This window comes from Agrobacterium sp. 22117 (assembly GCF_052045735.1).
GTDB lineage: Bacteria > Pseudomonadota > Alphaproteobacteria > Rhizobiales > Rhizobiaceae > Agrobacterium > Agrobacterium cavarae.
On record NZ_JBQEPP010000005.1, the window covers coordinates 138,827 to 158,908 of the forward strand.

Consider the following 20,082-nt stretch of genomic DNA (forward strand, 5'->3'; position numbering starts at 1 on the left):
CCTTGGATGGTCTAAAAGCAATTCTCGAAATCAATTCGTTTCGTGCAGCACGGATTCGAGCGTGTTGAGGAAGATATCGGCGTGTTCGTGTCCAAAGGGCAGCGGTGGACGGATCTTCAGCGTGTTGCCGTAAATGCCTGCCGCGCTGATGAGGATACGATGTTCACGCATGCGATTGACCACCGCCAGCGAGCGGGCACCATCCGGAGTGCGGCTCTTGCGATCGCTCACGAATTCAAGGCCGAGAAAGAGGCCCGCGCCCCGAACATCTCCGATGCCGTCGAATGTCTGCTGCAGCTTACGCATGCCCTCCAGCATGTAGTTGCCCGTCGATAACGCATTGTCGGTCAGCCCCTCGTCTTCAATGATGTCCAAGACGGCATTGGCGGCGGCAATCGACACGTGGTTGGCGCCAAAGGTGTTGAAATAGCGAATGTCGTGGCCAAAACGCTCCTGCACCTCGCTCTTCATCACCGCAGCGGCGATAGGCATGCCGTTGCCCATCGGCTTACCCATCACAGCGATGTCCGGCACAATGCCATGGCGCATGAAGCCCCACATGTGAGAGCCTGTACGACCGAAGCCCGGTTGCACCTCGTCGGCGATGTAAAGTGCCCCGGCCTCATGGACAACCTCCAATGTTTTTCTCAAGAAGCCAGCTGGCTCCGAGAATATCCCGTCGGTCGAAAAGATACTGTCGGCGATGAAGGCGGCGGGCTTGATCCCACGGCGGCGCATGAAAGCAATCGCCTTGGAAACCTCCTGCGCAAACATATCGCCGACGTCTCCGCCATCGGCACGATAGGCATCGGGTGCCGGCACGGTGACCACATGCATGCCAAGCGGCATGTTGGGGCCCAGCGATGGAGAGATGGCGGCCGTTACAGCTGTCGTGCCGTGATAAGCGTTTTCGGTGATGATGATACCGGTTCCACCGGTTTGATAGCCGGCAATGCGTAGTGCCAGGTCAACAGCTTCGCTACCGGTGCAGCAATACATGACCCGGTTCAATTCCTCGGGGAATGTTGCAAGCAGTCTCGTCGAGTAAGCAAGGATCTTATCGTCGAGATAGCGCGTATGTGTGTTCAATACTGCAGCTTGTTCGGCAATCGCAGCAACCACGCGGGGATGGCAGTGGCCGACCGAGGGCACATTATTATACGCGTCAAGATAAGCATTTCCGTCAGGGTCATAGAGCCAGACACCGTCTCCGCGCACAAGGTGTAGAGGATTTTCGTAAAACAATCGGTATGACGGGCCGAGCAACGCCTGACGACGTTCGATCATCGAACGCTCCCGCTCCGGCAGACTGGCCAGACGCGACGCGTCGAAGCCGTTGATCATCGTCGTTGCTGGCTTGTTCATGCCGGTCTCTCCACGGACGTGCGGCAAGCCGCTGCTAGTCGCGCAATAGTATCATCCTTTGGCAATGCATCGAGGCGAGCAAATTGTGCCCAGACGGTGGGACTATTTCGGGTGTAACGTTCCTTATGTTCCGGAAATAGTTTGGCTTGCCATTCCTGTATCGCAAGTCGCATCAGCATGCGTGTCAAGATTGCCGGATACATCAGTTCGAGTTCCTGATCGGACAGCGGCTTTTCCGTCGCATATCCTTTGAGGAAATCGCACATCGCTTCGACGGGGTCCGCAGCGTCCCCCATCTGGTAGGCCGCACCCACCGCAACATCGAATAGGACCGGTGCATGCACCATGTCACCGAAATCGATGATGCCGCTGATCGCGTCTGGATTCTCCTCTCTGACGAGAATGTTTTCCATGTTGAAATCATTATGGATAACCTGCGCGGGCAGTTGCGCTATGCGCGGCAGGATCAGGCTTTCGAAGTCCGTCATCGCCGCCTCCAGCCTCCTTCGTTGCGCCTCGTCGCCGAAGATGGACAGCAAGTCCCGCAGCCCCGCTGCGTGAGACATGTCCCAGGTGATACGATGATGGGCGGCTTCATGTGTGAAACCTTGAAGAGCCTTCTGCATCCGACCCAACAACGCACCAATGCGATAGCGCTGGATCGCAGAATGCGGCTGCGATTTCTGGGATTTTCCCGGAACAAATGTAACCATGCGTACCCCACGGGTGGCACCTTCATCATCGGTCATCCGGAAATCCGCCTCGCCGTCGAGCGTTCGGATGATCCTTTGGATTGGAATGCCCGGGTCGGCAGCTTCGACATGCAAAAGCGCCTGACTGTGCATGCTGGTCATGGCAGGATTTTCGGCCGGATTGAGGATCTTGAGGAGATATTCCGAACCGTCACCGAGCGTAAGGCGGTAATTGCTGTCCTTTTCGCCCCAGAGCCATTCCGCCCTTCCGACGAAGCCGTATTTCTCCCGCGCGATCTGCTCTGCCTGATCCGCAAGCACGGTGGTTGCGCTTGTCTTCAGCTCCGCGCCAAGCGCACTTGCCGCTTCCTGGTGTGCCGTGGAAGACATGTTCCCGTTCCCCGATATTGCATTGAATGATGAGCACGGGGCCATCGTCGGTCCCCGCACATTGTCTGATCAGACGAGCCTCGGCGCGCTGATCGTCTCCTCCGGAAAGGCCGATTGGTAGGCCGCGGCCAGCGCGAGCACGATGTCATCGCGATAGCGCGGACCAACAAACTGCAAACCAATAGGCAGGCCGCCTTGATCGAAGCCGCAGGGTACCGACACGGCCGGTTGGCCGGTCATGTTGAACGGATAGGTGAATGGCGACCAGTCCGACCAGTCCTTGCCTTCGATGCCGCCTGGGAAATCCACACCTGCCTCAATTGCTGTCGTCGGCATGGTCGGTAGCATGAGCGCGTCGTAGGTCTGATGAAACAGCGCCATCGTCACTTTAAGATCAGCCCTGACCTGTTCGGCCGCGACATAGTCCCGCGCGGTATAGGCACAGCCTTTCTCATAAATGCGGATCAGGCCCGGATCCATAAGCGCTTTTTGCTCTTCCGTTGGATTGATCAACTCTACAGTTCTGGCTTCGGCGGCGTACCAAAGGGCGAGAAGAGCATCCTGCGGATTGGAGAACCCCGGATCGACCTCTTCGATAATGGCACCCATGTCGGCCAGCCGCTTGGCGGCGCGCTCGACGGCCGCGGCCACGTCCGGCTGGACCTCGGCGTAGCCAAGATTGCGACTGTAACCGATCTTCATGCCCTTGATGTTGGCGGCCTTGGTTCCTTCATGCCAGTTCGGCACGGGAGTGGGGCAGCAGCCATACATCGCCTTTGGGGTCGGACCCGTTGTTGCATTCATGAACAGCGCCGCATCTTCAACCGTCCGAGTCAGCGGGCCGCGATGCGCAAGCTCGAAGAGCGGCGTCGGCGTGTCGGAAGGGATCCAGCCATAGGTCGGCTTGATACCGAATGTTCCGCAGAAAGAGGCCGGAATACGGATCGAGCCGGCGCCGTCAGACCCCTCATGCAGGACACCCATATTGAGCGCTGCTGCAACGGCTGCACCGCCAGACGAGCCTCCGGAGGCGCGATCTGTACGCCACGGATTGAGCGTTTTTCCAAAGGCCGGGCCGTGGGTCACTCCCTTCCAGCCAAACTCCGGCGATGTTGTTGTGCCAAGGACAGTGACGCCAGCGCCACGCAGGCGTTCCATGATGAGAAACTCTTTCTCCGATGGCGTTGTCGAACCCAGTGCTGACCCTCGTCGCCAGGGAATACCCTTCACGGGGGTCAATTCCTTGATTGTTGTCGGCGCACCATCGATGGGGGAAAGTTGCTCTCCTTTCTTCCAGCGCGATTCCGATGCTTTCGCTTCTGCCAGTGCCAGTTCCGGCACGACATAAGCGAATGCATTTACGCTTGGGTTGAATTTCTCAATCCGTGCCAGCGATGCCTTTGCGGCCTCAACGGGGGACGCCTGGCCCGAGGCGAAGAGCTGCGAGAGCTGTACGGCCGTCATCTCGCCAAGGTCGGTTTTGTTCGTCACATCCATATCTCAATCCTCAAGGCTTAGGCACGCGTGGCTTGAACGGTGGCCAGTGCGCGACTGACGGCACCAAACATGTCGTCGATCTGCTCGGCAGTGATAATCAACGGTGGGCAGAAGCAGATCGCTTCTCCAATATTGCGGATGATCAGGCCTTCGTTCTGGCATTCCGCCGCAACCGCCGCAGCGGCGTCCCCAGCATTTGCATCCGCCCATGGGTTAACCTCCAGCGCACCAAGAAGGCCAATGCCGCGCGACGAATGCACAAGCGGATGTTCTGCAAGTGCCGCCAGTCCGTGGAGGAACTTTCCTTCGAGGCGCGCCACATTGCCGACAAGGTCGCGTTCCTGGATGATCTTCAGATTCTCGAGACCGACGGCTGTCGCGACGGGATGACCGGACGCGGTGAACCCGTGACCGAAGACGCCGATCCGATCCGATTCATCGGCGATCGGCTGATAAAAGCGATCATTCATGATAATCGCGGAAAGCGGCATGTAGGACGACGAGATCTGCTTCGACACGACCAGCACATCCGGCTCAATGCCGAGCGTTTCGCACGCAAACATCTTGCCCGTGCGGCCGAAGCCGCAGATCACTTCGTCGGCGACAAGAAGAATATCGTATTTCTTCAGGATCTCCTGAACGCCGGCCCAGTAACCATCCGGCGGCACCAGCACGCCGCCAGCGCCCATCACAGGCTCACCCCAGAAGGCAGCGATCGTCTCCGGACCTTCCTTCAGAATGAGCTCTTCCAGATCATTCAGAATGCGCTTGGTGAAATCGGCTTCACTCTCGCCGTCCAAGGCGAAATGCACGTAGGATGGGCATGACGTGTGGATCATCCGGTCAAGCGGCAGATCGAAGCTTTCATGATTGCGAGGCAGGCCCGTGATTGAACCGGAAGCGATTGTGACGCCATGATAGCCCTTGATCCGGCCGATGATCTTCTTCTTGTCTTTCTTGCCAAGCGCATTGGAACGGTACCACACCATCTTGCAGGCAAGGTCGTTGGCTTCCGAACCCGAGGATGTAAAATGCACTTTCGACATCGGCACGGGAGCGAGCTTGATCAACATCTCCGCCAGATCGACCGAAGGTCCGTGAGTCTTGTAGGCGAAGCTATGATAATAGGGCAGCTTCTCCATCTGTGCCTTGGCCACCTCCACCAGGCGCTTTTCGCCGAAGCCCAGCGCCACCGACCACAGCCCGGCTAGTCCCTCGATATAACGCTTTCCCGTATTGTCGGTGACATAGATCCCGTCGCCGCTCTCGATCACGAGACCGCCTGATTTTTCGTATTTTCGAAGATTGACCATCGGATGCATCTGATAGGCCATGTCGCGGGCTTCCACAGAATTCGGCATAATCGTCATGTACTGCTCCACAAACGGGCTCTTAGGCCCCCAACTTGGTTAATATCGACCGGACGAGTGGTCTGATTTTGACATTTCATCATCGAGGCCGGCTCACGTCGGCATCAAGTGTCAAATTCATTGCACTAGGCCGTCATGAGCGCTTCCTTCGCCCGACCGGGAATGGCCTCGATCAGGCTCTTCGTGTAGGGGTGCTGGGGTTTATCGAAGATCGTGTTCCCGTTACCGAGTTCGACCACCTCGCCCTTCTGCATTACCATCACACGGTCGCAGATCTTTGCCGCTACGCGAAGGTCATGAGTGATGAAGACAAGAGAGAGATCGAGGTCTTTCTTGAGCTGGCCCAGCAGTTCCAGGACCTGGGCCTGGATCGACACATCAAGGGCTGAAACAGCCTCATCGGCGATGATGATCTCAGGTTCGAGCGCCAGCGCCCGCGCAATGCCGATACGCTGGCGCTGACCGCCAGAAAACTCGTGCGGAAAACGGTTCGTCGCCTTCGGATCGAGACCGACCATCTCCATCAATTCGGCCGCGCGTGCCAACGCCTTCTTTTCATCTTCGCCATAAGCAATAGGCCCTGAGGCAATGATGCGCCCGACTTTTTCGCGCGGATTGAGCGATGAGTAAGGATCTTGAAAAATCATTTGCATCCGCCGGCGCATGGTTCGCAGTTCTTCGCCTTTCAAATGCGCCATGTCTTGACCGCCAAGCAAGATGCGCCCGCTGCTGGGATCTTGCAGCCGTACGAGACAACGTCCCACTGAGGATTTACCGGATCCGCTTTCCCCCACAATGCCCAGCGTTTCGCCACGGCAAAGTGTGAAGGACACATTCTTGACCGCGTTCACCTCGCGCACCTTGGAGAACAGCCCCGTGCCCATACGATAAACCTTCGAAAGGTTCTCGACAGTGAGCAGTGGCTCCCGGTCGTCAACGTGCTTGACGCCCTCGCCAGCGCGGGGAATGGCAGCGATCAGCTTCTTCGTATAGGGGTGTCTCGGCGAGAAAAGGACTTCTTCCGCTGTCCCCTGTTCGACTATTCGACCGAGCTGCATGACGCTGACATAGTCGGCGATCTCGGCTACGACGCCGAAATCATGGGTAATGAACATGACCGCCATATTGCGCTCCTTCTGGAGCTTGGCGATCAGTTTCAAAATTTGCGCCTGCGTCGTCACATCGAGCGCGGTGGTCGGCTCGTCTGCGATCAGCACCTCCGGTTCCAACGCCAGCGCCATGGCAATCATAACGCGTTGGCGCTGACCGCCGGAAAGCTGGAACGGGTAGCTGGCTGCAACGCGCGGCGGATCTGGCAGGCCGACTTCCGTAAGAAGCGACAGTGCTTTTTCTTTTCGCTCCTTTGGTGTCAGCAACCCATGCGCTTCGAAAACCTCCTCGATCTGCGCCGAAACCTTCATCAGCGGGTTGAGCGCAGACATCGGTTCCTGAAAAATCATCGCAACGCGGCGCCCTCGAATGGCGTAGAGCGCGTCGGCTGGCATAGTAACGAGATCTGTTGTGCCTAGGAGGATGCGGCCCTGCGCCACGCGCACCGTATCCGGTAATAGTCCCATCAGCGCATTGGCAGACATCGATTTGCCTGAGCCACTTTCGCCGACCACGCAAAGCATTTCTCCAGGAAAGAGCTTGAAGCTGACACGGTCGACTGCAAAGGGCCGGTCTGCGCCATCCGGTAATGCGATGCTCAGCCGGTCGATATGGACGACCGGTTCCCCGCGCCCTTCTTTCTCCAGCGCTCCCGGATGAAGAACGGCCGCAGCAGTCCCTTCAAAGCTCACGTCATCGGTATCTATGGTGTCGGCCATATTTACTTCCCCTTTCGCGCAAGGCGAGGGTTGAGGGCATCGTTCAGCCCCTCCCCGACTAGGTTCAGCGCCAGCACAGTCAACAGGATTGCAAGGCCGGGGAAAAAGCTCACCCACCAGGCCTGACGGATCACGGTGCGACCGGCGCCGATGATGTAACCCCACGACATGATGTTACGATCGCCCAATCCGAGAAACGAAAGCGAACTTTCGATCAGGATCGCCGCAGCCACCATCATCGAGGCAAGCACGATGATCGGCGAAAGTGTATTCGGCAGAATTTGCCGCCAGATAATCGTGGAGTGCCTTTGGCCGGAAAGAACAGCTGCCTCGACAAATTCACGCGACCGGAGCGACATCACCTCGCCGCGCAAAAGGCGGGCGACAGGAGGCCAGGAGACGATGGCGATCGAGATCACGATCGAATAGATGCTCGGCTGAAAAATGGCCACCAGTACCACTGCAAGCGCGAAGCTCGGAACGCTTTGGAAGAACTCGGTGAACCTCATCAGCACATCATCGACCCAACCGCCGAAGTAACCGGCGATCGCACCGATCGGAATACCGATCAGCAGAGAGACCACGGTCGAGACAAGACCAACGAGAAGCGACACCCTGGCACCGTAAGCGAGACCTGCAGCGAGATCACGCCCCATCGGATCCGTACCGAGGAAGAAGGCATCCATGGTGAAAGGCGGAATGAACGGCCGCTGGACCATTGCCCAGGGGGATTTGGTGTAAAGGAAGGGAGCAACGATCGATACAATGACGACCAGGAGCAAAATAACGAGGCCGACGACAGCACCGCGATTCTGCGAAAAGCGTTTCCAGAAATCCTTCATGACGCCACCTTGATGCGCGGATCGACGAGGCGGTAAAGCACGTCGGTGATGAGGTTGAAGAGCAGGACCATCGCGGCGGAGACGACAAACACACCAAGCAAAAGATTATAGTCTCGTTGCGACAATGCATCGAACATCAGCCGGCCGATGCCCGGCCACGCGAAGACAGTCTCGATCAGCACGGCTCCACCGACCAACTGACCTGCCTGCAAACCGGCAAGGGTTACGACCGGCAAGAGAGCGTTGCGCAGCACATGGCGGCGCTGGATGATGCCTGGACGCAGACCCTTGGCCTTCGCAGTCTTGACGAAATCGAGCCTGCCAACCTCCAACATCGAGGCGCGGGTCATGCGGGCATAGACGGCCATGAAAAACAGGCCGAGCGTCATTGCGGGTAAAATAAGGTGCCGCAATATGTCCAGCATACGGGCAACGCCGGTGTAGTTGGCCCCGACCGTTTCGTAACCGAAGCCGGGTAGCCAGCCGAGTTCGACGGAGAACAATAAGACGCCCATCAGCGCCAGCCAGAACAGCGGTGTCGCGTAGAAGATCAGCGCCACCAGCGAGATAATCGTGTCGGCCCACTTTCCTTGCCTAGCAGAAGCAAAAGCGCCAGCCGCAACACCGAGACCGAGCGAGATCACAAAAGCGGAGAGTGAGAGAAGCAACGTCGCCGGCAAACGTTCGCTAATGAGCTGAAGCACCGGTAGCTGCTGACGGTAGGAGTAACCGAGATCAAGCCGAAGGACCGAAGACACATAGATCCAAAGCTGCACATAAAGTGGCTGATCGAGACCAAACCGTTCTCGGAGCTGTTGAAGGAAGGCGGGATCGGCATCACCTGCTTCTCCCGCCATCACCGAAGCCGGGTCTCCCGGCGCAGCATGAATGAGAAAGAAGTTGAGCACGGTGATACAGATCAAGATCACGGCTGCCTTTAACAGGCGCCCCGAGATGAATCTGAGCATGAGCGTGGCTCCGACTAGGGTTTTCGGTCTGAATGATTGGCGGAGACTGATCTCCGCCAAATATCGACTTACTTCTTGATCCAGGCGTCGCGCATGGATTCCGGAAGGCCTGACGCCGTCGTGACGATGTCTTGAACCTTGCAGTTATAGATCGTCGGGAAACCGAGCTCGAGCAGCCAGGCGACCGGCACGTCTTCCTGAAGCTTCTTCTGGACTTGATCGTAGAGTTCCTGACGCTTGGAGGCTGGATAGGCGACGGCCGCCTGTTCGAACAGCTTGTCGAGTTCCGGATTGGAATAGCCCTCGACATTGTTGAACGGATTGCCCTTTGCGATCTGAGAGGTCTTGTAGTTGCGATCCACGCCTATGGCCGGATCGCCATTCTGGTAAAGATATGTGAAGGCGATGTCGTAATCCCAGTTCGACGTGCGCTGATTCCAACCCGCAACGTCCGTCGCTTCGATCTCGATCGGAATACCGACTTCCTCAAGATTCTGCTTCACCGCTTCTGCCCAGCGCTGCCATGTTTCACCGTATGGGAGCGGGAGAAGCTTCAGAGGTTTGCCGTCATAGCCGGCCTCCTTAAGCAGTGCTTTGGCCTTATCAACGTCGTGTGGATAATGCGGTTCAACATCCTTGTAGAAGGGCAATTTTGACGACAGTGGACCGGTTGCAACCTTTCCATAGCCGTTCCACAAAACGTCTTTGGCAAACTCGCGATCGAGCGCGTACATAACTGCCTGGCGGAATTTCACATTATCCATCGGTGCCTTGCGGTTGTTCAACCATAGCCACGATAGCGGAGCGAAGTACTCCCAGCCTTTTTCCGTTATGCAGCTGTTGGGCAAATCCTTCAGTCTGGGAATGTCGAAATTCTCAACCGATCCGCCCGGTAAGACATCGACTTTGCCTGTCTCGAATGCAACGGACCGCGACGCACCGTCTGGAATGACCTGATAGTACAGCTCATCGAGGTAAGGCTTACCCTTAATGTAATAGTCATTGTTCTTGACGAGATGGATGTAGCTGCCACGCTTCCATTCGTCGAACTTGAAAGGGCCCGTTCCGATCGGCTTGTCGTTGGCTGGGTTCGTCGCGTAGTCGGTACCTTCATAAATGTGCTTGGGCACGATCGGCATCGTGTAGAAGGCCAAACCGCGGATAAAGGCTTCGAAAGGTTGCTTCAGCTTGAACACGACGGTCTTTTCGTCCGGCGCGGTCACGCTTTCCACATGGGTCATCAAGTTGCGATGACGCGGCTGCATCTTCATAAGATAGTCGTTGGCGGAGAACAGAACGTCAGCCGATGTCATCGGCTTGCCGTCGTGCCACTTCACGCCATCCTGCAACGTAAACGTATAGGTCAGGCCATCGTCGGAAATGGTCCAGGATTTGGCGAGCGATGGTTCGGGCTTGAGGTTTTCATCGTAGCGGAGCAAGCTTTCGTAGATATTGCCACCGACCAGTAGGGCCGGCCCATTTGTTGTGGTGCCGATCATAACGCTTGGCGGTTCGGGCTGAACGATCAGGTTCAGTTTACCCCCTGGAACAGCTTGCGCTGATGCAGCGGTTGTCATCATGAAAATGGCTAGGGATGCAGAAATCAGTCGTCGCATGAAGTTCCCCTTATGGATTTTCGTTTCTTGCAGACGTCACTTTGCGATCTCATCGCAGTAACAATATACCAATATATTGGTACATCATCTTGACTCCCTTGAGCGCGAGGTGTCAAGCAAGACCGCGCCATTTTTGCATAAAAGTTGAACTCACTAAAATGTGGATCAAAAATTAAGCGGATGGCACGCATTTGCGGCTTTGTGCCAAAAATGCGCTACCCCGGAACGGGCTTGGACAGGATTGAGACGATGAATGAGGCACTAAATCACAAGCCGCACATAGCTCTAATCAGTAGCACTCTCGACCTCAGCTTTCTGAAAGACGCCTTCAAAGCGTCCGGGCTGGGCGCGAGACTCAGCATTTATCCAGAGGCCGGATTTGAGACCGCCGACGTTGCGGTCGCCTGGAATCCGCCTCACGGGCTTCTTGCTACTATGCCCAACCTTAGATTGGTCCATAGTATCGCTGCCGGCCTGGACAACATTTTCGCCGATCCAGGCCTCCCTTCTCTCCCCGTTTGCCGTGTCGTGGACGACCGGCATGCGCTTGGCATGGCAGAATATGCCATCTGGTCGGTCCTGTTGTTTCATCGCGAGATGGACCGACATTTGCAAAATGCCACACTGAAATGCTGGGAACGCCCTTCGCAGATCCCAGCACGCGATTACTCGGTGGGCATACTAGGATTTGGTGCGATCGGACGGACGGTCGGACGCAGCCTTCTTGCCCTCAACTACAACGTCCGCGCATGGGCACGCTCACCCAAGGAAGAAGCGGGTATCATCACCTATTACGGCGACGAGCAACTGCCGGTGTTTCTCTCCGGTTGCAACGCGGTGATCTGCCTGCTTCCCCTCACCGGCGCCACGCGCGGAATTATGAATGCCAAACTGTTCGCCCAACTCCCGAAAGGTGCTGCAATCATCAACATGGGCCGCGGTGAGCACCTGGTCGAAGCTGATCTGATCGAAGCAATCGACAGCGGCCACCTTCGCGGAGCGATGCTGGATGTTTTCACGAAGGAGCCACTTGCCGAGGACAGCCCCCTGTGGGATCATCCCAAGATCTTCACAACGCCTCACATCGCGTCCATGCCAGATCCCAAAGATGTCGTCGCGCAGATCTTCGAGAATGCGACACGCGTGTTGGCGGGAATGCCGCCACTCAATGAAGGTAATCGAGACAGCGGATACTAAAAGGCACGCCTCAGCCGATGCATAGACTCTGAAAAGAGAGAGCGCTTATGCGTGTAGACTGACGCACGGAGCCTCAGTGCTGGCTGTTGCCGAAATTGCCCGAGAGGCGAACAGCGACACTCCCATGGCAAGAACGTTTCGCAACATCAGACGTGCTGTCCGCCGTTGATGTGGATTTCTGCGCCATTGATGTAGGACGACTGTTCGGTACAGAGAAAGTAGATGGTCCTGGCAACTTCGTCCGTCGTGCCGAGCCTCCCCAGCGGCACCTCGGCCTCAACTAGCTCATCTGTGCCGGGAGATAGAATTGAGGTGGCAATCTCGCCCGGAGCAATCGCATTGGCTCGAACACCGCGGGGCCCGAATTCGTGCGCAAGTTCACGGGTCAGCGCGGCCAGTCCGGCCTTGGACGCGGCATAGGCAACCCCGGCGAAGGGATGGACGCGAGAGCCCGCAATCGATGTCACATTGACGATGGAACCCCGCGCGGCCTGGAGTTCAGGCAGTAGCGCGCGAGCAAGGAGAGCGGTGGAAACCAGGTTGACATTCAGAATTTTTGTCCAGGTCGCCGCATCGGTTTCGGCCACCCCAAGGCGGCTGCCCTCAGGCCCCTTCGGCGAGATACCTGCATTGTTTACCAGCGCCGCCAGCTTGCCATCAGGAAGACGGCTGCGCACCATTTGGACCAATTCGTCGATACCGGAAAGATCGGCGAGATCGGCCTGAATATGGCTTTCGCGAGCCGATGGCCAGCGGCACTCCTCCGAAAATGGCTGCCGCGACACCGTCAATACTCGCCAGCCGTGCTGCAAGAACAGCTTGACCGTAGCGTGCCCGATCCCACGACTAGCACCCGTCAAAAGCATATAGGGTAAGTCTACCAAGGGCGGAACTCCAATCATTTCGCCGCATGTGGCACGCGCGATATATCGCTAGGTTAACGTCTACCAAGAGGTTTGCAAGCGATTTGGGACCCAAGCGACGTTAGCCAGTCGTGGAAGCCTGCGGCCAGCGACAGTCAAGCCGGGCCGTCGAGCCATTCTTGTCAGTCGTCAGCCGCCCGTGTTCGACATATGACGAGTGATTGTGGGCGCCGACATTCGGTCCAGAACGAAGTCATGGCCTCTTGGTTTGCTCCGGATCGCGGCGCGGATGCCGTCCACCAACATTCTGTCGTCCTGTGAAGCGCGCATGATGTCTTTCAAGTCGGCGGCACCCTCTTGCCCAAGACAGGTATGCAGCAAGCCTGCGGCAGTGACCCGAACGCGGTTGCAACCTTCACAGAAATTGTGGGTGAGCGGCGTGATGAAGCCAACCAAACCACCGGTTTCTTCGATGCGAGCATAGCGTGCCGGGCCGCCTGTGCGTAGAGTAACGGGATTGAGCGTCCAACGCTCTTCCATCTGCCGGCGCAAGCTGTCTAGCGGTAGATACTGAGCCAGCCGATCCTCGCCGGTTTCACCCAGAGGCATCGTCTCGATGAGCGTCAAGTCCATACCATCTCCGTGGGCGAAACGGATGAGTTGATCTACCTCTTTTTCCGTTACACCCTTCAACGCAACCGTGTTGATCTTGATGGCGAGTCCCACAAGCCGTGCGGCCTCGATCCCCTTGAGAACTGTCGTCAGTGAACCACCGCGTGTTAGTTCGGTGAAGCGCTGAGGATCTAGCGTGTCGAGGGACACGTTGACACGCCTCACGCCGGCCTCTGCCAGCGCCGCTGCATGATCTGCAAGACGTGTGGCGTTGGTGGTGAGCGTTAGTTCTTTCAAGGAGCCGTCCCGCAGAGACGGCGAGAGGTTGTTAAACAAGGTCATGACATTTTTGCGCACCAATGGTTCTCCGCCGGTGATGCGGATCTTGGTTACGCCAAGCTGGATAAAGGCGCGTGCGACCCGCTCCAGTTCTTCCAAAGACAGAAGGTGTTGCCTTTGCATGAAGATCATTCGCTCCGGCATGCAATAGACGCAGCGCAGATCGCAACGGTCGGTCACAGACAGACGCAAATAGCTGACGCTGCGGCCAAAGGTGTCCACGAGAGGACGAGCAGAGGCCTGAGAGGTTTCCATCAGCATGCGATCCCCCTTTCTCGCGCTGTAGCGACCATGTCGTCCACCGACACGAACTTTTCGCGTGGCTTGCCGTTAACACAGCCGCGCGCTACCTCCGCGCTATCAATAATCCGCCAGGCATCGAAATCGAGGGGCACTCCGTGCCGTCTGCCAATGGAAGAGACGAGCCTGTCAATGGCGCCTGGTTCCGGCGACGGCAGGCTATCGAGATCAACAAGAATCTTCTCCACGGTATCGAGCGCGCACGCGCGGTTGGTGCCAATAGTTCCCTGCGGGCCACGCTTGCTCCAACCACACGTATAGAGGCCGTGATCGATCCGATCGTGGACCATCAGGCGGCCGCCTCGGTTAGCGTGAACGCCGCGCGATCCATCGTAGGCGATACCTTCGATCGGTGACGTTCGGCGGCCGACGCTGAGAAACACGAGCTTCGTGTCGATCCTAATGCATTCGTCCGCCGCTCCTTCCACAAAGTTGCGCCTGAAGACGGCGCTTTGGACCCCTTCACCGCCTTCAAAGCAGACGGGTTCGAGGTGGAAGCGGAAGAGGCATCGTCGTTCCTTGGTCGCGACACGGCGGGAAAAGCGCTCAAGGAGGTCCAACGAGGCTTTTCGCTCTATGTCGAAGCCATCGCCATGCGAGAAGGCATCGGCCCGAAGATCGGCTGGATCAATTCCCGGATCACAGGCCGTCAAAGTATCGAACTCGCCCAGCTCCTTAGCCGAAAATCGAGTTTCGCTTGGGCCGCGCCGCCCGATGAGATGCACGTCGCGAACCCGGCTTTCGGCAAGTGCCTCCAGCGCATGCGCGGCGATATCCGTCCGGCGCAATTCATCCGGCGTCTTGAGGAGAATGCGCGCCACGTCCAGCGCGACATTGCCATGTCCGATGACCACAGCCCGCTCACCTGAAAAATCGAAAGCAAGGTCACGATGGTCGGGATGGCCGTTGTACCAGCCGACAAAGTCACTTGCCTGTCGGTTACCCGCCAGTTTCTCGCCCGGCAGGCCAATCTCCCGACCGAGCGACGCGCCTGTCGCAAGGACAACGGCATGATAGGCACGCCGCAGAGCCGCGATGCTAATATCCGTCCCCACATCGACACCGCCGACGAAGCGAAAGCCGGGCATGGCAGCGATCCGGTCGAAAACGGCTGTGACTTGCTTGAGCTTCGGATGATCGGGGGCAACGCCGAAGCGCACCAGGCCGTAGGGGACCGGCAGCCGCTCGAACAGATCGACGGCAACATCCTTCTGGGCGCGCAAAAGGGCTTCCGCAGCGTAGAAACCGCTCGGTCCGGCCCCAACAATGGCAACGCGATACTGCGGCGTCGTCATAGGCCGAGCGCCTTTTTTCGCTCGTCGGCACCGGGAAGCGGTGCCAGACGGCTGGTAATCACAGGCGTTTCCGCCGCCCGACGACGATTGATCTCGATCCACTTCTGCTGTCCGGGCGCAAGCAAATAGGACGCCTGGATCGCGCCGACTGGACAGGCTGGCACGCAGCCGCCGCAGTCGATGCAATTTTCGGGATCGATATAGGTCATTTCATCATCGAGATGAAAGCATTCGACGGGACACACGGTCACGCATTCCGTGTAACGACATCCCGTGCATTGATCAGTCACGACGTAGGTCATGTCTATTATGCCCTTTCAAAAATCCAATTGGTACGAAACCGACAGGGGCTGTCACGTTGGAGCGACCTCGACCAGCACATCCGAGAAGGTCGGAGCGCGTCCGAGATCGGCGAATGCCGGCGGCGTCAGCGCGTGGACGGTCGGCCCGCGGCGGTTCGAGCGCTGCCAGTAACCGGCAGGTGCGACCACCACACCGGGCATCACATCCTGCGAAACCGTCGCAAAAGCCTCGAAGACGCCGCGATCATTGAAGACGCGGATAGGCGTACCGGCGGTGATGCCGCGAAGATCGGCGTCGCTCGGATGGAGGATGACGGCTTGTTCTTCACCGGCCTGAGCTAGCTGTGCAGGCAGGTTGCCGTAGTTCGAGTTGAGAAAGGCATGGCTCTTTGGGGAAATAAGACTCAACGGATATTTACCGGCAAGTGCCGGGGCACTGGCAGGGCTCTCGTTCGGCGCGATATAGTGCGGCAGCGGATCGACAGGCTCTCCCGACTGGTCGCCATTATAACCCTGGCGGAAAAGTGGGGCGACGAAGTTGCCGGTCTCGGCAAGCGTCGATTTGAACTCGCATTTTCCTGTCGGCGTCGGAAAGTTGCCGTCTCGGTGTGGCGCCCATTCACCTGCAGCGGGCATGTTCAGCCGGAGGTAGCCCTTTTCTTTCAGGGTCTCCAGGTCGATGCCTTCCATCACAGGGCTCGTCCAGTCCATGGACTGCGCGATCATTTCGTCATCCGAGCGATGGAAGAATGGGTCGTCGATCCCGAGCGCTCCGGCAAGACGCCGGAATAGCTCGGTGTTCGGCACAGCTTCACCCAGCGGCTCAATCGCCGGATTGTTGTAAGACAAGTAGAGATGGCCCCAGGAAAACATAATGTCCTTCTGCTCGAGTTGGGTCGTAGCCGGCAGAAGAATATCCGCGTAGCGGGCGGTATCGGTCATGAAGTGCTCACTGACGACAGTGAAGAGATCGTCACGCGCGAGACCAGCTTCCAGCTTGCCCTGCTGGCTCACCATCGACATAGGATTGGCATTGTATACGAAGAGCGAGCGGATAGGTGGATCGAGCGGGATCTCGCCAATTAACGCCGGGCCAAGCTGCCAGGAATTGATCACGCGCATTTTTTCCGGCTGAAGGTCTGGGCGCATCAATCCACCCCAGTTGACGGGGAATGCCCAGATCGGCAATTGCAGAAGCCCACCCCCGACATGCTTCCAGGCACCGATCAGAGCTGGAAGACAGGCAATGGAGCGTACCGTTTGGCCGCCGCCGGCATGGCGCTCCACCGCAACGCCAATGCGGATGACGGCAGGCGGGGTCGAGGCATATTCCCGCGTCAGCTGATAAATATCTTCCAGTGGGATGCCGGTTTCGGCAGAGGCGAATTCCGGCGTATATTGCTCCACACGCTCGGCGAGTTCGGCAAAGCCCACCGTGTGCGCATCGATATAGTCGCGGTCAATCAGTCCTTCCTTGATGATGATATGCATCATTGCCATCGCCAGCGCGCCGTCCGTCCCCGGCCGGATTGGAATATGCCAATCAGCCAAGCGTGCTGTCCGGGTGCGCACGGGGTCGATCACCACCAGCTTCGCGCCGTTCTTCTTTGCCTGCTCGACGAAGGGCCAGTGATGCGAGTTTGTGCTGAGCGTATTGCAAGCCCAGAGGATGATGTATTTCGAGTGGATGAAGGCCTCCGGATCAACCCCGGGCGTGTGGCCGATGGTCATCATGTAGGCCGTGCAGGAGCCGGAATCGCAGAAGGTGCGCTCGCTGACCGTTGCGCCGAGCTTGTTGAACAGGGGATCACCGACATTCAGTCCGTTGATGATGCCCTGCGTTCCGAGATAGCTATAAGGAAGTATTGCCTGGGCGCCATCGGTCGCGATGATGTCCTTGAACTTCGCAGCGATCTCCGCCAGCGCCTCATCCCAGGTGATCCGGGTGAACTGGCCGCTGCCCTTCGGGCCGGAGCGCCGCATGGGGTAGAGCACGCGCTTGTCGCTGTAAACGCGATCCTGATAGTTATTGACCTTTACGCAGAGACGCCCGCGCGTGAAGGGATGGTCTGGATTGCCGCGAACTGCGATCGCCTTGCCGTCCTCGACAGTGGTCAGGATGGAACAGGTATCTGGACAGTCATGCGGGCAGGCTCCGACGACAGTGGTGCGTGACATGTTCAACTCCCAGTCATTGCGCCTTCGATAGGCAGCGCTTCAATTCTGGGCAGTCTGGCAGCGTTTCGTCGGCTTGCCTTTATCCGCTTCTGCGATTGGCTATTCAGTTTCTGCGAAAATCACCATCGTGCTGCAAGTGGCCTCAATCTTGCTTCTATTGATATTGGCGAAACCACAAGGCGCGGAGAAGACACTTGCTGGGTCATTCCGTCGATAAATACGTCACCGGAACCATGGTTCAGACATCGAACGCCAATGGCTGGGAAAACCTGCTTGCGGAACGATGGCGTCATGATGCCGGAGAGCTTCCCTCCCTCGTCCCGCGGGACACCGAGATCGCGGTGCTTCTACGCGGGAGATCCGTGGTGGACCGGCGCGGCGGTGGCATGCGTCAGCACACAGTGGCCAAACGGGGCACAATCTGGCTCTGTCCCGCCGGCGTTGAGGAAGAGTTCATCTCCGTATCCGAGCAGATGGACGACTGTCTTCACATCTTCCTGCCGGGACAGCCTTTCTCCGACACTATGCTGCGGGAATACGACCTCGATCCGGCGCGCATCGAACTTCGGTACGAAGCGATCGACGAGGATCCGTTCATCGAGTTTGCGGCTGGCCAGATTTTACAGGAAATGTCCTGCGAAAGCGCCGGCGGGCGGCTTTTTATCGAAACCCTCGCAATGTCTCTTTCGGCCCATCTCATAAGGTCCTACTCCGGTCGCTCGACAAGCCGCGCGCTGACTGTGAGGGCGGAAAAGCCACTCGATGCAAAGAGGCTTATGCGCGTGGAAGAATATGTCGATTTTCATTTAGACGATGATCTGACGGTCACCGATCTTGCTTCGGTCGCGTGCATGAGTGTCGGGCATTTTACCAGGGCATTCAAGCTGGCAACCGGAAAGAGCCCGCATGCCTTCGTCAACGATAGGCGAATGGCGCTCGCCAAGCAAAGGCTCTCCGACGAGAACTGGACCATTGAAGCCGTCGCGTTGGCCGCTGGATTTTCGTCCCACGCCAACTTCACGCGCGCCTTCAAGAAAACCACTGGGATAACACCAAATGCGTTTCGCGGCATAGCGCACCTAGAGTGACACAGCTCCCGGAGGATGCGCTGAGGTCGCTAAAGGCGACAATCTGTGTGGTCTCGCCCCCGTAGAAAAGACTTCAAGTATAGAGTGGTCACGCTAGGATTTAACGCCCGCCCAACCTCTTCAAAGCTCCTCCCCTAATCTATGATGCGCCGCTTTAGCGACTGAGATAAGCGCGCGGCTGTTAGCAAAAAGACGATGCCTGTAAAGCGAACCCCACCTCCCCTGTCCACACGTAACAAGCAACTTTCGCACGTTCAGAAAAGTGCCAGAGCCCAAACTATTCGCGTATTTTTTAAGCAGCAATCTCAAATGCATTAATTACACGCAAACCCACCTATTCTAAAGGATAGGATTTGGAGTTCTAAACCACCCCTCCTACCCATCCGAAAAATCGAGCCTCCTATTCGCCGCAGCCCTTTCGTCCAGAGCAAAGCCGATGCACCGTAAGCGTGGAAGCAAGCAAAACGGTTCCCTCCCGACAGCGGAGGAGACCACAACTGGTACGACTCGGGCTTCGACCCAGCTAGCACGTCTTAGTGATCGGATAAGGTATCGAGAATGCGTGACAATGTAGTCCATGTTCGGATCGTATCGCCGCTCGTCACACGCGGCTTTCGCAAGCTTGAAGACCTAAAAGCGATAGAATATCCGGGGATTAGCATTTCTCATGCAGAAATCGCGACAGGGCCGGGTTCGATCGAAAGCGAGTTCGAAGCGGCAATGTCTGTTCCAGGAACTCTCGTCGAAATCTTGCGCGCCGAGCGCGAAGGTGTAGATGCCGTGATCATCGACTGCATGGGTGACCCCGGTCTACGTGCAGCGCGTGAGTTATCGGGCATGCTGGTCGCCGGCCCCTGTCAAACCGGCATGCATGTTGCCTCAATGCTGGGACACAAGTTCTCCGTGATCACCGTCATGCGCCGGCTTATCCCGTCCTTTGAAAACACCGCTGCTCTTTGCGGGCTTTCCAGCAAGCTTGCCTCCGTCCGCAGCGTCGATATTCCGGTCCTCGAGCTAGAGGTAGATCTTGCCGCCACCGCCAAGCGGTTGGTGGAGGAAGGCAGAAGAGCCGTCGAGGAAGACGGTGCAGAAGCCCTGATCTTCGGCTGCACCGGGCTGATGGGCTGTGCGGCAGGCCTGCGCGAAGGATTGCTGGCAGAAGGTATCGACGCGCCCGTCATCGACCCGATCCCGACGGCCATCTCCGTGGCCGCAGGTATCGTTCGGGCCGGATTGACCCAAAGTCGGATGACCTATCCCGCACCGCCTGAAAAACAGTTGCTGGGTTACGACGCACTGCGCGCAGCGATGCTGCCGCAGGCGGCGCAATGAGACAATA

Annotated in this window: 16 protein-coding genes; 3 read left to right on the plus strand and 13 right to left on the minus strand. The window is 57.6% G+C overall.

The window, feature by feature from the left end; genetic code table 11:
• Positions 1-30: 30 nt before the first annotated feature.
• From ACTJKV_RS15490 to ACTJKV_RS15525, 8 genes are all read right to left on the minus strand, one after another.
• Positions 31-1,365 carry an aspartate aminotransferase family protein gene (locus ACTJKV_RS15490; protein ID WP_440599036.1) on the minus strand — a complete coding sequence of 445 codons (1,335 nt, stop codon included), beginning with the start codon at positions 1,363-1,365 and terminating at the stop codon, positions 31-33.
• Positions 1,362-2,447 (minus strand): phosphotransferase, encoded by a 1,086-nt coding sequence (locus tag ACTJKV_RS15495; RefSeq protein WP_440599037.1) that lies wholly within the window; start codon positions 2,445-2,447, stop codon positions 1,362-1,364. The genes ACTJKV_RS15490 and ACTJKV_RS15495 overlap by 4 nt, the downstream gene beginning before the upstream one ends.
• Before the next feature lie 69 nt (positions 2,448-2,516).
• Positions 2,517-3,944 carry an amidase gene (locus tag ACTJKV_RS15500; RefSeq protein ID WP_440599038.1) on the minus strand — a complete coding sequence of 476 codons (1,428 nt, stop codon included), beginning with the start codon at positions 3,942-3,944 and terminating at the stop codon, positions 2,517-2,519.
• A gap of 17 nt (positions 3,945-3,961) precedes the next feature.
• Positions 3,962-5,314 carry an aspartate aminotransferase family protein gene (locus ACTJKV_RS15505; RefSeq protein WP_440599039.1) on the minus strand — a complete coding sequence of 451 codons (1,353 nt, stop codon included), beginning with the start codon at positions 5,312-5,314 and terminating at the stop codon, positions 3,962-3,964.
• A 125-nt stretch (positions 5,315-5,439) separates the two neighbouring features.
• Entirely contained in the window at positions 5,440-7,143 is a 1,704-nt protein-coding gene (locus ACTJKV_RS15510) for an ABC transporter ATP-binding protein (protein WP_440599040.1), read from the minus strand.
• Between the two features lie 2 nt (positions 7,144-7,145).
• Complete coding sequence (locus ACTJKV_RS15515; RefSeq protein WP_062599833.1) at positions 7,146-7,985, minus strand: ABC transporter permease; 840 nt, start codon at positions 7,983-7,985, stop codon at positions 7,146-7,148.
• Complete coding sequence (locus tag ACTJKV_RS15520; RefSeq protein ID WP_062424405.1) at positions 7,982-8,953, minus strand: ABC transporter permease; 972 nt, start codon at positions 8,951-8,953, stop codon at positions 7,982-7,984. Before ACTJKV_RS15520 ends, ACTJKV_RS15515 begins: the two co-directional genes overlap by 4 nt.
• Before the next feature lie 68 nt (positions 8,954-9,021).
• Complete coding sequence (locus ACTJKV_RS15525) at positions 9,022-10,569, minus strand: ABC transporter substrate-binding protein (protein WP_062424404.1); 1,548 nt, start codon at positions 10,567-10,569, stop codon at positions 9,022-9,024.
• Between the two features lie 249 nt (positions 10,570-10,818).
• On the opposite strand from ACTJKV_RS15525, the gene ACTJKV_RS15530 reads away from it, so the two are divergent.
• Positions 10,819-11,766, plus strand: coding sequence for a 2-hydroxyacid dehydrogenase (locus tag ACTJKV_RS15530; RefSeq protein ID WP_274101220.1), 948 nt, complete (start codon positions 10,819-10,821; stop codon positions 11,764-11,766).
• Between the two features lie 146 nt (positions 11,767-11,912).
• Here ACTJKV_RS15530 and ACTJKV_RS15535 read toward each other — a convergent pair whose 3' ends face one another.
• The 5 genes from ACTJKV_RS15535 to ACTJKV_RS15555 form a co-directional block, all read right to left on the minus strand.
• A complete protein-coding gene (locus tag ACTJKV_RS15535; protein WP_062424401.1) occupies positions 11,913-12,632 on the minus strand; it encodes an SDR family NAD(P)-dependent oxidoreductase in 720 nt (239 codons plus the stop codon).
• A gap of 186 nt (positions 12,633-12,818) precedes the next feature.
• Positions 12,819-13,835: a GTP 3',8-cyclase MoaA gene (gene moaA, locus ACTJKV_RS15540; RefSeq protein ID WP_440599132.1), complete on the minus strand. Its 1,017-nt coding sequence runs from the start codon at positions 13,833-13,835 to the stop codon at positions 12,819-12,821.
• Entirely contained in the window at positions 13,835-15,175 is a 1,341-nt protein-coding gene (locus tag ACTJKV_RS15545; protein WP_440599041.1) for an FAD-dependent oxidoreductase, read from the minus strand. The genes moaA and ACTJKV_RS15545 overlap by 1 nt, the downstream gene beginning before the upstream one ends.
• A complete protein-coding gene (locus ACTJKV_RS15550; RefSeq protein WP_112519720.1) occupies positions 15,172-15,477 on the minus strand; it encodes a ferredoxin family protein in 306 nt (101 codons plus the stop codon). The genes ACTJKV_RS15545 and ACTJKV_RS15550 overlap by 4 nt, the downstream gene beginning before the upstream one ends.
• Before the next feature lie 51 nt (positions 15,478-15,528).
• Positions 15,529-17,655, minus strand: coding sequence for a molybdopterin-dependent oxidoreductase (locus ACTJKV_RS15555; protein WP_112519719.1), 2,127 nt, complete (start codon positions 17,653-17,655; stop codon positions 15,529-15,531).
• A 194-nt stretch (positions 17,656-17,849) separates the two neighbouring features.
• Between ACTJKV_RS15555 and ACTJKV_RS15560 the strand changes: the two genes are divergently transcribed.
• Together ACTJKV_RS15560 and ACTJKV_RS15565 are read left to right on the plus strand one after the other, a co-directional pair.
• Positions 17,850-18,743, plus strand: a complete 894-nt coding sequence (locus tag ACTJKV_RS15560; protein WP_112519718.1) for a helix-turn-helix domain-containing protein — start codon at positions 17,850-17,852, stop codon at positions 18,741-18,743.
• A gap of 558 nt (positions 18,744-19,301) precedes the next feature.
• Positions 19,302-20,075 carry an aspartate/glutamate racemase family protein gene (locus ACTJKV_RS15565; protein WP_440599042.1) on the plus strand — a complete coding sequence of 258 codons (774 nt, stop codon included), beginning with the start codon at positions 19,302-19,304 and terminating at the stop codon, positions 20,073-20,075.
• The last annotated feature ends 7 nt before the right edge of the window (positions 20,076-20,082 follow it).

What these genes read in the sequence shown, in the direction of transcription:
- ACTJKV_RS15490 (WP_440599036.1), bottom strand. Translation starts at nt 1,365, where the DNA reads ATGAACAAGCCAGCAACGACGATGATCAACGGCTTCGACGCGTCGCGT.
- ACTJKV_RS15495 (WP_440599037.1), bottom strand. Translation starts at nt 2,447, where the DNA reads ATGTCTTCCACGGCACACCAGGAAGCGGCAAGTGCGCTTGGCGCGGAG.
- ACTJKV_RS15500 (WP_440599038.1), bottom strand. Translation starts at nt 3,944, where the DNA reads ATGGATGTGACGAACAAAACCGACCTTGGCGAGATGACGGCCGTACAG.
- ACTJKV_RS15505 (WP_440599039.1), bottom strand. Translation starts at nt 5,314, where the DNA reads ATGACGATTATGCCGAATTCTGTGGAAGCCCGCGACATGGCCTATCAG.
- ACTJKV_RS15510 (WP_440599040.1), bottom strand. Translation starts at nt 7,143, where the DNA reads ATGGCCGACACCATAGATACCGATGACGTGAGCTTTGAAGGGACTGCT.
- ACTJKV_RS15515 (WP_062599833.1), bottom strand. Translation starts at nt 7,985, where the DNA reads ATGAAGGATTTCTGGAAACGCTTTTCGCAGAATCGCGGTGCTGTCGTC.
- ACTJKV_RS15520 (WP_062424405.1), bottom strand. Translation starts at nt 8,953, where the DNA reads ATGCTCAGATTCATCTCGGGGCGCCTGTTAAAGGCAGCCGTGATCTTG.
- ACTJKV_RS15525 (WP_062424404.1), bottom strand. Translation starts at nt 10,569, where the DNA reads ATGCGACGACTGATTTCTGCATCCCTAGCCATTTTCATGATGACAACC.
- ACTJKV_RS15530 (WP_274101220.1), top strand. Translation starts at nt 10,819, where the DNA reads ATGAATGAGGCACTAAATCACAAGCCGCACATAGCTCTAATCAGTAGC.
- ACTJKV_RS15535 (WP_062424401.1), bottom strand. Translation starts at nt 12,632, where the DNA reads ATGCTTTTGACGGGTGCTAGTCGTGGGATCGGGCACGCTACGGTCAAG.
- moaA (WP_440599132.1), bottom strand. Translation starts at nt 13,835, where the DNA reads ATGGAAACCTCTCAGGCCTCTGCTCGTCCTCTCGTGGACACCTTTGGC.
- ACTJKV_RS15545 (WP_440599041.1), bottom strand. Translation starts at nt 15,175, where the DNA reads ATGACGACGCCGCAGTATCGCGTTGCCATTGTTGGGGCCGGACCGAGC.
- ACTJKV_RS15550 (WP_112519720.1), bottom strand. Translation starts at nt 15,477, where the DNA reads ATGACCTACGTCGTGACTGATCAATGCACGGGATGTCGTTACACGGAA.
- ACTJKV_RS15555 (WP_112519719.1), bottom strand. Translation starts at nt 17,655, where the DNA reads ATGTCACGCACCACTGTCGTCGGAGCCTGCCCGCATGACTGTCCAGAT.
- ACTJKV_RS15565 (WP_440599042.1), top strand. Translation starts at nt 19,302, where the DNA reads ATGCGTGACAATGTAGTCCATGTTCGGATCGTATCGCCGCTCGTCACA.